This window comes from Exilibacterium tricleocarpae, assembly GCF_007004655.1.
GTDB classification, from domain to species: Bacteria; Pseudomonadota; Gammaproteobacteria; order Pseudomonadales; family Cellvibrionaceae; genus Exilibacterium; species Exilibacterium tricleocarpae.
In genome coordinates, this window is sequence record NZ_ML660096.1 from 186,131 (window position 1) to 200,273 (window position 14,143).

A 14,143-nucleotide genomic window follows, 5' to 3' on the forward strand; every position below is an offset into this window, starting at 1 on the left:
GGGAGTGAGAGTCGATAAATTGTGCGAGCCCTCTTCAAATATCACCAAAAGTAGGCCCCTCAAGCGAGTACCATTCGGGCCTGACCCCACACTGTACCGACCTCGCTTCGTAACAACTTAAGTCAGCGCTATTCAAATCAGGCCGCCGTAACCGGATAGGACTGTGGGCAACTAAGCAGTTAGCGGAAAACTCGCAAATGTCGCCCGAGTTACTGCTCTATATCAGCGCCATCCCTGCTGCAAAAGTGCGCCAATGAAGACGCCGGCCGTGGACCAGATCACACTTTAAAATCCGCAACACGTCGCCCTAACCCACAGCTATCGCAGCCGTTTTTCGGCCGCCAAAAACTGACTGTCCATTGCGGCCAACCGCATTGAATCTGTGAAACACTACCGTACTTTTTACAAGGCGGGTGTCACCATGGCGTTCTTGTTAGAACAAAAACGGCGGAGTATTTATGAACGCCTCACCAGTGAAAGCCTTACCCATGAAAACCCGAACCCTTCTAGCTTGCGTGCTGATTCCATTGGCACTTTGGGGCTGCTCCGGCGAATCGTCACCCGATGCGGGTGACGATGGCGACAAAAGCGCGTTAAAAAATGAGACGCCTTTCGCATTCGTCCAGCGGAGTATAACGGACACGGCACAGAAAACACAAACCTTGTTCGACGCCAAGTTTTCCGACGCCGGGCAGACACCGCTGGAGCTGATGTCGCCCTACGATTTTAATCCGGGGGCCAAGCTCCTGGTGCGTTCGGGCCTGGACCCCGAAGCCGTCAACGAAGATATTCTGTCAACCTACTTCGGCACCGGCGTCTACGACGTGAAAGACCTGAACGTCTCGCCGGATGGTAAGCAACTGGTGTTTGCCGCCCGCGGCGCCGAGTCCCACCCCACTGATTCCACCTGGAATATTTTTCTCTACAACTTCGAGAGCAAGCGGCTCCGGCGGGTGATTGAGGACGACGCCTTTGCCAACGCCGGACAGGACACCAACCCGACCATCACCTGGGACGGCGACATTATCTTTTCCTCCGACCGCGACGCCGGCAACCCGGCCCGGCCGCGCGAAAATATCGAACTGGTCGGCACTCTGTGCCGCAAAATCGATCCGGTGGAAAACCCGTCGCTGTTGCACTCGATGAGCATCGACGGCGAGAACCTGATCCAGCTCACTTACGGTCGCTACAACCACGATATCAAACCCGGTACGCTGAAAGACGGCCGCGTTGCATTTGTGCGCTGGGAGCGCAGCTTTCAACCGGTAACCAACTGCCCGGCCGGCGCCAAGGGTGGCAGCGGCGATATTTTCGGGCCGCCCGAAACCTACCCCAATGGCCTCGGCAGCCCCGACCGCTGGGATTCCAACACCACCTGCCGCCTGTCGAAGTCGACACCCACCGGCCTGGTCGCCGTCACCAACCACTATAAGCTGCTGACCATCGGCGAAGACAAGGAGTCGCTGGAGCAACTGTACAACACGGTGACTGCGGTTTCCTCGGAAGAGGCCTTCCTCGCCATCGATCGCATATTCCAGGCCGAAAACGGCAACCTGTTCAGTCTGGTACGGCACCAGTACAACCCGGTATCGGGCGGTGCGCTGCTGGAATTGCAGCCCACTCACAACGCCAGCCAGGGCACCGTGTTTACGCAGTTGTCCGCCCGGGCATTGACCAGCAAAGAAGTCGATCTGTACCCCGGCCAACTGTCCGACAACGGTTGGTTCAGCGCTTTCTGGCCCTATCGCGACGGCACTTCCCGGCTGATGATAAGCTGGGCCAACTGCACCCTGCAGGACGGCGGTGTAAGTTCTTTCTGCAACGCGCAAAACACCGACGGCGAGTTGGACGTAAAATACGGCCTGTGGGTGTTCGACCCCGCCAGCGATACCCGCTCACCCCTGGTGCAAGCCAAACAAGACACCGTCTTCAGCGACCTGGCTATGGCCCAACCCCACACCGGCGATGACCTGAGCCTGACACCTTTCGATCCCAACTTCGTCGATAACGAAGATGCCACCCGCATCAAGTGCAGTTTCGACAACAACGCGCCGCTGGCGCTGGCCGGTCCCGATCGCAGCGGTCTGCTGGGCCAGAGCTTTACCTTTGACGGCTCCAACAGCAGCGATCCCGACGGCGATCCCATCACCTACTACTGGTCGCTTACCGCCCAGCCCGACAACAGCACCGTGGCACTGAGCAACGCCAACGTCGCCAACCCGTCACTGCTGCCGGATCAAGTCGGCGTCTACACCCTGCAGTTGGTGGTGAATGACGGCGAACTGGACAGCGCGCCTGACAGCGTGACGCTCACCGTGGTGCAGGCCAACAATGGCAAACCGGTGGCCAATGCCGGTCCCGACCAGCGCGTCCTGCTAGGCGCGACCGTCGCTCTGAACGGCTCGGCCAGTAGCGACCCCGACGGCGACCCGCTCACCTACCGCTGGTCGGTCATCAGCCGGCCCGCCGGCAGTAGCGCCGCGCTGAACGACGCCGCCGCGGCCATGCCGCAGTTCACACCCGACCGCCAGGGAGTCTACATTGTCGAGTTGATCGTCAACGACGGCGTCTATGACAGCGCCGCCGATACCGTTAACATCACCGTGGGTGTGGCGCCGAACAACAGCAAACCCATCGCCAATGCCGGCCCGGATGTCGCCGGTCTGGTGGGCACGCCGGTGGCACTTAACGGCAGTGGCAGCCGCGATCCCGACGGCGACAGCCTGTCCTATCGCTGGACCCTGATCAGCGCACCGGCGGGCGCCAATGCGATGCTGAACAACGCCGGCGCCGTCACCCCGAGCCTGACTTCCGACCAGGCGGGTAGTTATATCGTGCAGTTGATCGTCAACGACGGCCGCCTCGACAGCGATGCCGACACCGCAACGGTAACGCTCAATCCCGCCAACAGCGCACCGATTGCCAATGCCGGCGCCAACCGGCAGGTGCGCATCAACGAGTTGGTGATGCTCGACGGCACCGGCAGCCGCGATCCCGACGGCGATGCCTTGACCTACCGCTGGGCGCTGGTGTCACAGCCCGGCGGCGGCACCCTGGCCAATGCCAACAGCGCACAACCGAGTTTCACGCCGACCCAGCCCGGTGTATATACCGCGCGCCTGATCGTCAATGACGGCAGCCTCGACAGCGCACCGGATACCGTGGCCATTACCGTGACCGACCCCAATACCAAACCGGTGGCCAACGCCGGTGTTGACCAGACGGTAAACGTAGGTGATCGCGTGTCCCTGGACGGCTCGCGCAGCAGCGACGCCGACGGCGACCCGCTCACCTATCGCTGGGTACTCGCCTCACAGCCCAACGGCAGCAGCGTAATGCTGACCGATGCCGACAAGGTCAACCCGAGCTTTACCGCCGGCGAGGAAGGTATTTACACGGTGCAATTGGTCGTTAACGACGGCACCGACGACAGCGAGATGGACAGCGTCAGCATTACTGTCAACCAATTGCAGAACCGTCCGGTGGCCAATGCCGGCCCGGACCAGACCGGTCCCCTTGGTGATGTGTTCGTGCTGGATGGTTCCGCCAGCCGCGACGCGGACGGCGACCCGCTCACTTACGCGTGGACGCTGTTGACCCAGCCAGACGACAGCCAGGCGGTTCTGTCCGATCCCACTGCGGTGAACCCGCAGCTCGAAGCTGATGTGGCCGGTGCCTATACCGTGCAGCTGATCGTCAACGACGGTCAGGTCAACAGCGCACCGGACACGGTGACCCTCACAGCCGAGGCACCCAATAACAAACCGGTGGCCAATGCCGGGCCGGATCAGCATTTCGAGATCGACCAGACTCTGGTTCTGGACGGTTCCGGCAGCACCGATCCGGACGGCGACGCTCTGACTTATGCGTGGGAGATTGTCAGCCCGGCCAACCCGACCGCATCGCTGTCGGACACCACCGCTGTGGCTCCGAGCATCAAGCTCACCGGCCCGGAGACCTACGTGGTGCAACTGGTGGTGTACGACGGCAAGGCGTTCAGCGAACCCGACACCGTCACCCTGAATCACAGCAACACCAAACCGGTGGCCAATGCCGGTCCCGACCAGAAGGGCAACGTGGGTGAAGAGATTGTGTTGGACGGTTCCGGCAGTACTGATGTCGATGGCGACCCGCTTACCTATCGCTGGAGCCTGTTGTCGCAGCCGATAACCAGTCAGGCCGCCCTCGACGATACCACCGCGGTCAAACCGCGTTTTACCCTGGATGCCGCGGGCATGTACGAGGTGCAGCTGATTGTCAACGACGGTTACGTCGACAGCAATCCGGATATCGTGCTGGTGCACGCGGCAGAAAATACTGCACCGGTGGCCAGCGCCGGCCCGGATCAGATTGTCAACAACGGCAGCGTGGCCAATCTCGACGGCAGCGGCAGCTTCGACGCTGACAACGATCCACTGACCTACCGCTGGAGCTTACTGCGCAAGCCCGCCTCGAGCCAGAGCCAGCTGTCTGACACCAGCAGTGTGACACCTACGCTGGACATCGATGTCTACGGCGAGTACGTGGCCCAGTTAATCGTCAACGATGGCAGCGTCGACAGTGCCCCCGACACGGTGCGGCTGACCAGTGAAAACCTGCGCCCGGTGGCCAAAGCCGGTGACGACCGCGGCGTTGATGTCGGTAGAAAGGTAACCCTGGACGGCTCCGATAGCTACGATCCGGACGGCAGCAACCTGAGTTATCGCTGGAGTCTCATTCGCAAACCACAGGGCAGTACGGCGGACCTGCAAAACGCGGAAAGTGCGCAACCGGACTTCACTGCCGATCGTGAAGGTACCTACGTCGCCCAGTTGATCGTCAATGACGGCCTGCTCGACAGCCGTCCCGACACAGTCGCGATTACGGCGACCGAGGAACCCACGACCTGTGAGATATCCCATGAGACCAAGCGTACGCTGCCGATAACCATCAGGGATTTCAAACGGTCGCACCCGGACTTCGAATACCGCATCGGTGAAGACTATGGCATTGTCAAGTCGACCCTGGGCAGCGACGGCCTGCCGGTCTACTCGAAACGCAACGGTTCCACGCCGACCACCACCGGCAGGAGAAACTTCGATCAATGGTACCGGGACGTACCCGGGGTGAACATCAACATACCGAAGACGTTGACCATTTCGCGACAGCCGGATTCCACCGTCTGGTCGTACAGCAACGACGACTTCTTCCCGATCGATGGCGAGGGCTGGGGCAACACCGGACTCACTACACCGGATCACAACTACCACTTTACGTTGGAAACCCATCTGGTGTTCGACTACAAAGGCGGTGAAGTGTTTACCTTCGTCGGCGATGACGACCTGTGGTTGTTTATCAACGGCAAGCGCGTTATCGATATCGGCGGCGTGCACTCGGCCCTGACCAGGACAGTGAGAATCGACCAGGTCGCCAACAGCCTCGGATTGGAAAAAGGCAAACGCTACTCGTTCGACCTGTTCTTTGCCGAGCGCCACACCACCAAATCGGAGTTTGCTTTCCAGACTAATATGGACCTCGAGTGCGTGCCCACCGACGAGCAGTAACAGTCGGGGGCCGCTGCTCCTTTACAACGGGGTTCCCTCTTTACTTAGATAATAATTTCCATTGGCAATTCTCCCGGCTGAAGAAGATCAGGGCGGGAGATTGCCTCATCTATCAAACCGGTAAGCGCTAGCTAAAAAACTACCCGCCCTGCCCTTTGACTTCGCACTCGTTTTCACTAGTATTGCGTAAACAGGAGTGCGCCCATGAACCACATCGTAAAAAAAGGCGAAAACCTCACCCGTATCGCCGCCCAGCATAATCTCTCGTTAACCAGACTCCTGGCCGCCAACCCGAGTTTGAAAGCCGACCCCAACAGCCTCGGCATCGGCGCCAAACTGGTCATTCCCGAAGATGATGCCGGAGACGACAGCAACGAGTCCGCCGACTATTTTCGCGTCGCCGCCGGGCAATTGACTTTCGACGCCGAGGGCCTGGAGACGCCGGGTAGATTTTTCAGCCGCCGCCCCCATGTTCCCAGCGCCTCCTCCGGTGTCACCATCGGCCGCGGCTATGATATGAAAGAGCGCTCGGCGGAAGAGATTGTCGAGGACCTCACCGTCGCCGGCGTGGCGCCGGGGCAGGCCCAGAAGTTTGCCCAGTGTCGCGGCTTGCAGGGCGCGCGAGCAGAACAATGCCTGCGCGAAAACAACTACACCCGCCTGACTATCACCCCGCGCCAACAACAACGGTTGTTCGACATCACCTACGCCGAACTGATGGGCGATGTCGTGAGAATCTCCGGCAAACCCGATGTGGTGGCCAAATACGGAGAAACGGACTGGCAGCAGCTCCATCCCCTGCTGCGCGACGTGGTGGTGGATCTGCGCTACCGGGGCGACTACACCGGTGCCACCCGGGAGCGGGTACAGCCTGTCATGGTGCAAAATAACCTGACCGAACTGAACGAACTTATGGCCGATCGCGACTACTGGGTGGAGACCAGAGGGGTGCCGCTGGATCGTTTCCGGCGCCGCCGCGATTACCTCGCGAGTGCCTTGACCTGACCGGCCGGCAAGCCAGAGACATGGCCTCGCGGCGAGTGCCTCCGTATTCATTATAAGAATAATCGATAAATATATAACCAGCGCATATCGGTCGAGCCATCGCCCGCGGTACCACCATGTCAAACCGCGCGCCAGACCGGATACCGGGAGTCGTCCCCCAACACCCATTGCTGCCATGGCTGCGTGAATATTTACATTGTCATACCGCACTCAATTACTATACTGATCCGGAAAACTTCGGAAAACTTCGGAAAACTATAATTTATACCAATAACAAAAAGGAGATGTGGCCATGGGCTGGTTCAGCAGACTATTCAGCAATATCGGTGTGGATCTAACGGCAACTGTAGGCAAGGTCATCGACGACCTGGTAACCAGCGATGAAGAAATTGCCCTGACGGAAGTGCAGAAACTCAAGATCCAAACCGCCTATGAAATTGAAATGAAAGCCCTGCTGGTCCGCCTGGACAAACAGCAAGCCGAACACGAGCGCAATCTTGAGGCCGAACTCACCGAGCGACTGCAACTGGATATGAAAAGCGACTCCTGGCTGTCGAAAAATATCCGCCCAATGGCACTGATCTTTCTCACCGCCACTATTTCCATCCTGGCATTCTTTACGGTATTCGACGCCGATCTCACCGATGCCCAGCTGCGCGCGTTAAAAGAGTGGATTCCGTTTTTCTCCACCATCATGCTGACAGTTTACGCGTTCTACTTCGGCTCGCGCGGGCTTGAGAAGATCCAGAAGATTCGCGCCGCTGGTGCCGCCGATGTTGAAAAGGCCAAAAAACGACAGGTCGACCTGGAGCGTGAACCGCGGGGATAAGGCAATGGATAAGGGACGCGTCAAGTCGGATACCGGTTTAAACCTGCGCGATAAACCCAACGGTCATGTCATCGGTGTGCTGCGCCACAATGAAGAAGTTGAGCTGCTGGACGAAGTCAGTTTTTTTCGCGTCAGAAACCGGGCGGGAGAAATCGGTTACGTACACGGGGATTACCTGGAGCAACTGCCCGCCGGCACCGGCACCAGCGCCGCCGGCACCTGGTCTCCACACTTCGAGCCAGTCACCTACGCCAATGCCCGCTTCGTGGGCGAGAAGATTAGAGTCGACCGGGATTTCACCCCCGAGTTAGACAAGATCGCCGGCTTCGCCGAGCAGACCGACCTCCAGATATGGGTTACCTCATCCATCCGCCAACTCAACAACCAGGTAAACGGCGCCATCGTCAAGCCCGCGGCCAAGAGTTGTCATCATATCGGCCACGCCATCGATATGAACCTGTTGTATCGCAATGAATTGTACAACTCGAAAAAGCTGCGCAAAAGCCATCACCCAAAATTGCCCGGGCCGCTGCTCGATTTCATTCAACTGCTGCGTAAAGATGCGACACTGCGCTGGGGCGGCGACTTTACCACCGAAGACCCGGTACATATCGACGACAACCTCTACAACCGCGACACCGTTCTCTACCAGGCCAAACTCGATAACCGGGTCAACCGTTTAAACGCTTGATAGCACGGCTGTTATCTGGGCCGATCGACAACCAGTTTAAAGCTGATCGGCACGGTCAAACTAAATGTCTCGTCGACGGCGGGGGGCGGCGGAAAGGGACTGGCCTTTTTTACCGCGCGCACAGCGGCCTTATTCAGAAGCGCATGCTCGGATTCCTGTACGACGGTGACGGCCTGAACCCTGCCATCGCGATCGAGCGTCACATCGAGCAGCACCAACCCCTGCTGGCGGGTGGCCAGCGCGCGGCGCGGGTAACGGCTGTGCTTATTGGTCCAGATCAAGGCCTCGTTCACATACTGCTGGCGGCGCAGCAGTGCCGCAGCGGACAGGCCGCCGGCCGCTGCCCGCACCGGTTGCTGCGCCGCCGGCTGTCGTGCAGCGCGCCCCTGCCCGGGCGCTGCCTTGAGAGCCTGCTGTGTACCGCCGCCCGCAATCAGCGCCGGTGCTATCGGCACAGAGGCCTTTACCGGCGCCTGTCGCGGCAATGAAAGGGTGGCGGCAGCAGCGGTTTTCTCCGACCTCCGGGGCGCTGCGGTGGCTGCCGGGGCGACACTTGCGGCAACAGCAACAACAGTACCCTCGACACTATCGCGCTCAACACCAACACGCTCACCTGCCACACCTTCGACCAGGGTACCTCCAGCTACAGGCGCTTCAATGACTCCAGCTTCAACGACGCTACCTTCAACCGGTCCACCTTCAACCGGTCCACCTTCAACTAGTCCACCTTCAACTAGTCCACCTTCAACTACAGCCCCCCCAACGGCTGCATTTTCAGCAGCAGTGATATCGACATTCGCTTGCGCAACAGCGCCTGCGGCCGCTTCAGCATTAGCGGCGACAGCAACAGCCGGTCTCTGTGGCGCCGGCGTGAAACTGGCGAACTCCCCCTGCAGCGCCGCATCGACCTTGCCACCGGCCAGCAACGCGGTGCGAAAGTCCGTGGACAGGCTTACCTCGCCAATCCAGCTCGATAACAGGAGACTAAAAAAATCCGCGTCCTCGACCCGGCCGATCGGTTGCCCGTTAAAAAGAAACTCAACACCAGCGCCGGGCACCCGTTCGATAACGATACGATCGCCGCGCAGCAATTTGAAATCAAACAAGTTGGTAAAGTAAGAGAAGTTATCGATATGGTGCTGCAAAACCGCCGGGCGGTTATTGATCGCTACACCATCAATCCACCACTGGCGAAATCGCTTGGCGAAGATACGGGGCTTGACAACCCGAATCTCCATCCGCTGGTGTCGATCGGCGGCGAGCAGCTCGGCGGCCGTTGTCGACGGCTTTTCACAGTAGAGCGCCCCCATAAACTGCACTTCCCGCAACTGCACAAAGCGGCCAATACCATTGAGTTCCACCGCCGCTATGGCGTGGGCCGAAAACACAACGGCGGCGATAACAGCTAGACAGCGCATGGGTACCCAATCGATAGACGCAGGACATCCCGCAAGTGGGGCCGCAAACCCTCGACAGCAGGGCCTGAACAAACTCCTGGACCCAGACTCCGAGACCTAAAAATACAGGACCTCGGATTCTAGAAGCATTCTATGACGGTTTTTTGAACGCCCGATAGAGTCCAACGCCAGGCATCGGGGCCCCCGGTGGCGGCGATAAACCCCATCAATGGTGGCAATAGTGAGAAAGCAATGGACTTGGGTTGGGCAATCACTACAATTCAGTCCTACAGCCGGCGGACAGCCCAACCGCCCGCAACCCAAACAGATGAGGAAAACCGATGAAGGCAAGCTGGATAAAGCGGATATGCGCAATGGTAGCACTGGTGGCGACAGCCGGAACCGCCGCGGCCGACTGGCAATTGGACCCCAGCCAATCGGCACTCTATTTCGCATCGGTCAAAAGCGACACTATCGGCGAGATACACGCATTCAAAACAATCAGTGGCACCATGACCAAAGACGGCCAGGTAGAGCTGCTGATCGATCTGGCCAGCGTCGAGACCTCAATACCCATCCGCAACAGCAGAATGAAAGACATGCTGTTTGAGGTCGCCAAATTCCCCCAGGCACGGGTCTCAGCCAAAGTCGACTACCCGCGCTTCAACCAATTGGGGGCGGGTGAATCCCTGACCCAGGCGTTGAGCATCGACCTCGAACTACACGATCGCCGCCAGACGCTGCAAACCGAAGTGCAGGCGGTAAAACTGGCCGGCGACCGCATACTGGTTACCGCCGTGCGACCGATTCTGCTCAATACCGGGGACTTCGGCCTCACTGAAGGTGTGGAAAAACTACGTGCTATTGTGCAATTACCATCGATTAGCCCGATGGTGCCAATCACAATCAACCTGGTGTTTGCGCGCCACACCGCACCCTGATCGCAGTACACAAAACCTAACCGGCCGCTGCCGCGGCCTCGGGTAACCTGAAGCTTCAGTGCAGGTTGTCGGCGATATCCTCCAACACTTTTCGCGCTGTTTCGATATCGCGACCGTCAATTCCCCGCGTGGCGGCGGCGATGGCCTGCTGCGCCACCGGCATCAGGCGAGACCGCAACTGATCGCCGGCCTTGGTAATCAACACCACCTGCTGGCGACCGCTGGTTTCATGCTGGGTGCGCTTCAACAGACCTTTGGCCTCCATGCGCGTCAACAGCCGGGTCACATTGGTTTTGTCCTTCAATGACTTACGTACCAGTTCACCCTGGTTGATGCCCTTAGCGGGCAGCATAAACAACATCACGAACTCTTCCGGGGTCACATCAAACCCCGCCCCCCCAAATGCCTGCTTCATCGCACCTTTGAACAGGTAACTGGCGTGGTGCAGAGCAAACCCTATAGTGTCTTCAATAATATTACTACTCAATGCTTTCTCGTGGCTCCGTGTACTTGGCAAATTGCCGGTTTCAATCCCGCTCAGGCGTACAATGGCGCCTCCCCCTTGCGATATGGCCATCACATCCTCCGTTATCCACAACCTTCGTTATCCACAACCTTCGTTATCTTAGTACCGGTCTTTCCCGCACTAGTTGACACTGATCAACACTCAGGTCTGACAAAAGCGATACCTTGTGCCCAAGTAGATAAAACAACAGCTCTAACCCATCCCGCACCTCTAATAGAGTGACGGACAAAAAAAAGGGGGGGATCTTGGCCGATCAGACCGCAAACAAAAGAGACGAAAGGGTGGCCTTTCTGATCCTGGCTGTTTTTCTCGCGCCGATTCTCACCGTGATCATTGTCGGCGGTTATGGTTTTATCGTCTGGATCACCCAGCTCCTTACGGGACCGCCGGGGGCCTGAGGCCCGGCAACCACGCCCCGCGCCAGAAATGACACACTCACCGCCCAGAGATCACGTCACCAGCCTCGTGGTGCACGCCAGCGCGGCGGCCCTACAGGACGTTCTCGCCCGGGTTCGGCGACTGCCGGCAACCGAGGTCCACACCGGCGAACCTCCGGGCAAGTTTATCGTCGTGTTGGAAACCGAAACTGAGCAGCAGATTTTGCAGACCATCGACCGCATTCGGGACATCGACGGCGTGCTCAGCGCCGCCATGGTTTATCACCATGTAGACCCATAAAACAACAGTCGACCAAACAACAGGCAGGATACCGGTATGAAACAGACGCGACGGGACTTTATCAAACAAAACGCCATCGCCAGCGCCGCGGCGGCGGCGGGTATCACGCTCCCGGGGCAGGCGACCAACCTCACCACCGACGCGGAGGTCACCCGGCTCAAATGGTCGAAGGCCGCCTGTCGATTCTGTGGCACCGGTTGTGGCATCAACGTCGCCACCCGGGATAACCAGGTGGTTGCCACCCACGGCGATATCAACTCACCGGTCAACAAGGGACTGAACTGCGTAAAGGGTTATTTTCTGTCCAAGATTCTCTACGGTAAAGATCGCCTCACCCAACCGCTGCTGCGCAAAACGAACGGCAAGTACGACAAAAACGGCAGTTTTACCCCGGTCTCCTGGAACGAGGCGTTCGATATCATGGAGGAAAAATTCAAAGCGGCATTAAAAGAAAAGGGCCCGCGCGGCGTCGGCATGTTCGGCTCGGGTCAGTGGACGGTCTGGGAAGGCTATGCTGCCTCAAAATTATACAAAGCGGGCTTTCTATCCAATAATATTGACCCCAATGCCCGACATTGTATGGCCTCAGCAGTGGCAGGTTTTATGCGCACCTTCGGCATCGACGAACCTATGGGCTGCTACGACGATATCGAAAACGCCGATGCCTTCGTGCTCTGGGGCTCGAATATGGCGGAGATGCACCCGATCCTGTGGACCCGCATCACCGACCGCCGCCTCAGCCACCCCGGTGTTAAAGTCGCCGTGCTGTCAACCTTCGAGCATCGCAGTTTCGAGTTGGCGGATTTACCCATGGTCTTCACGCCGCAGACCGATCTCGCCATCCTCAACTACATTGCCAACTACCTTATCCGCAAAGATAAAGTGAACTGGGATTTCGTCAAACAGCACGTCAACTTTCGCGAGGGCAACACCGATATCGGCTACGGCCTGCGCCCTGAACACCCGCTGGAACAAAAAGCCAAAAATGCCGATAAAGCCGGGGGTTCCAAACCCATCGACTTCGACCGCTTCGCCGAGTTTGTAAGCCGCTACGACGCCCAGTACGTCGCCCGACTGTCGGGCGTAAGCGAACAGAAGCTGGAGCAACTGGCCGAACTCTACGCCGACCCCGACACGCGGGTAATGTCGCTGTGGACCATGGGCTTTAACCAGCACACGCGCGGCACCTGGGCCAACAACCTGGTCTACAATATCCACCTGTTGACCGGGAAAATCTCCACCCCCGGCAACAGCCCGTTTTCACTGACCGGACAGCCCTCCGCCTGCGGCACTGCCCGCGAAGTGGGCACCTTTGCCCACCGTTTACCCGCCGATATGGTGGTTAACAACCCCGAGCACCGCAAAATTGCCGAACAGAAGTGGAAACTGCCGGAAGGGTTGCTGCCCGGCTGGGTCGGCGCCCACGCGGTGGCGCAAAGCCGGCAATTGCGCGACGGCGAGATCAATGCCTACTGGGTCCAGGTAAACAACAATATACAGGCCGGCCCGAATATGAACGAAGAGGGCTTGCCGGGGTACCGCAACCCGAAAAACTTTATCGTCGTCTCCGATGCCTACCCGACTGTCACCGCACAGGCGGCCGACCTGATCCTGCCCACCGCCATGTGGGTGGAAAAAGAAGGCGCCTACGGCAATGCCGAGCGCCGCACCCAGTTCTGGCGCCAGTTGGTGGATGCCCCCGGCGAGGCGAAGTCCGATGTGTGGCAAGTGGTGGAGTTTTCCAAACGATTTAAAACCGACGAGGTCTGGCCGGCGGATATCCTGAGCAAAAATCCCGCTTACAAGGGTAAGTCGCTCTATGAGGTGTTGTTTGCAAACGGACAGGTCAATCGCTTTCCCCTCGACCAAACGGCCAAGGATTACAATAACTCCGAGTCCAAAGACTTCGGCTTCTACCTGCAAAAAGGGCTGTTCGAGGAATACGCCGCTTTCGGCCGCGGCAAGGCCCACGACCTCGACGATTTCGACAACTATCACCAAAACCGCGGCAAGCGCTGGCCGGTGGTCGGCGGCCGGGAAACGCTGTGGCGCTTCCGCGAGGGCAGCGACCCCTATGTGAAAAAGGGCAAGGGGTTCGATTTCTACGGCAAACCGGACGGCCGTGCAGTCATCTTCGCCCTGCCCTACGAAACGCCGGCGGAATCCCCCGATGACGAATACGATCTGTGGCTGTCCACCGGGCGCGTGCTGGAACACTGGCACTCCGGCTCCATGACCCGGCGGGTACCCGAGCTGCACCGCTCGTTTCCGAGCGCCGTGGTCTATATGCACCCCGAAGACGCCCGCAGCCGCGGTGTGCGCCGCGGCGATGAAGTTCGGGTGCAATCGCGGCGCGGTGAAATCCGCACCCGCGTTGAAACGCGGGGTCGCAACAAACCGCCGCGCGGGCTGGTGTTCGCACCCTGGTTCGACGCCAGTCAGTTGATCAACAAAGTCACGCTCGATGCGACCTGCCCGCTGTCAAAAGAAACGGATTTTAAAAAGTGCGCCGTCAAAGTCACCAAAGTGTAAG

Annotated in this window: 10 protein-coding genes; 8 read left to right on the forward strand and 2 right to left on the reverse strand. The window is 58.8% G+C overall.

Going from position 1 to position 14,143, the window contains the following annotated elements; all coding sequences use genetic code 11:
* Positions 1-458 precede the first annotated feature (458 nt).
* From FKG94_RS16555 to FKG94_RS16570, 4 genes are all read left to right on the forward strand, one after another.
* Positions 459-5,543 (forward strand): PKD domain-containing protein, encoded by a 5,085-nt coding sequence (locus tag FKG94_RS16555; RefSeq protein WP_142905439.1) that lies wholly within the window; start codon positions 459-461, stop codon positions 5,541-5,543.
* Positions 5,544-5,747: 204 nt separating this feature from the next.
* On the forward strand, positions 5,748-6,548 hold the full coding sequence (locus FKG94_RS16560; protein WP_142905440.1) for a LysM peptidoglycan-binding domain-containing protein: 801 nt from the start codon (positions 5,748-5,750) through the stop codon (positions 6,546-6,548).
* Positions 6,549-6,840: 292 nt separating this feature from the next.
* Complete coding sequence (locus FKG94_RS16565; RefSeq protein ID WP_142905441.1) at positions 6,841-7,377, forward strand: 3TM-type holin; 537 nt, start codon at positions 6,841-6,843, stop codon at positions 7,375-7,377.
* Positions 7,378-7,381: 4 nt separating this feature from the next.
* Complete coding sequence (locus FKG94_RS16570) at positions 7,382-8,068, forward strand: SH3 domain-containing protein (protein WP_179957683.1); 687 nt, start codon at positions 7,382-7,384, stop codon at positions 8,066-8,068.
* Between the two features lie 11 nt (positions 8,069-8,079).
* Here FKG94_RS16570 and FKG94_RS16575 read toward each other — a convergent pair whose 3' ends face one another.
* On the reverse strand, positions 8,080-9,486 hold the full coding sequence (locus FKG94_RS16575; protein ID WP_142905443.1) for a TonB family protein: 1,407 nt from the start codon (positions 9,484-9,486) through the stop codon (positions 8,080-8,082).
* Positions 9,487-9,839: 353 nt separating this feature from the next.
* On the opposite strand from FKG94_RS16575, the gene FKG94_RS16580 reads away from it, so the two are divergent.
* Positions 9,840-10,406: a YceI family protein gene (locus FKG94_RS16580; protein WP_179957684.1), complete on the forward strand. Its 567-nt coding sequence runs from the start codon at positions 9,840-9,842 to the stop codon at positions 10,404-10,406.
* A gap of 55 nt (positions 10,407-10,461) precedes the next feature.
* On the opposite strand, the gene FKG94_RS16585 is transcribed toward FKG94_RS16580, so the two are convergent.
* Complete coding sequence (locus tag FKG94_RS16585; RefSeq protein WP_142905445.1) at positions 10,462-10,983, reverse strand: MarR family winged helix-turn-helix transcriptional regulator; 522 nt, start codon at positions 10,981-10,983, stop codon at positions 10,462-10,464.
* 167 nt (positions 10,984-11,150) lie between these two features.
* Here FKG94_RS16585 and napE point away from each other — a divergent pair, with 167 nt between their 5' ends.
* Genes napE through napA form a run of 3 tightly spaced genes read left to right on the forward strand, consistent with a single transcriptional unit; the run spans position 11,151 to position 14,142 of the window.
* On the forward strand, positions 11,151-11,330 hold the full coding sequence (napE, locus tag FKG94_RS16590) for a periplasmic nitrate reductase, NapE protein (RefSeq protein ID WP_425460053.1): 180 nt from the start codon (positions 11,151-11,153) through the stop codon (positions 11,328-11,330).
* Between the two features lie 28 nt (positions 11,331-11,358).
* Positions 11,359-11,610, forward strand: a complete 252-nt coding sequence (locus tag FKG94_RS16595) for a chaperone NapD (protein ID WP_142905446.1) — start codon at positions 11,359-11,361, stop codon at positions 11,608-11,610.
* Positions 11,611-11,646: 36 nt separating this feature from the next.
* A complete protein-coding gene (napA, locus tag FKG94_RS16600; RefSeq protein WP_142905447.1) occupies positions 11,647-14,142 on the forward strand; it encodes a nitrate reductase catalytic subunit NapA in 2,496 nt (831 codons plus the stop codon).
* Position 14,143: the final 1 nt, after the last annotated feature.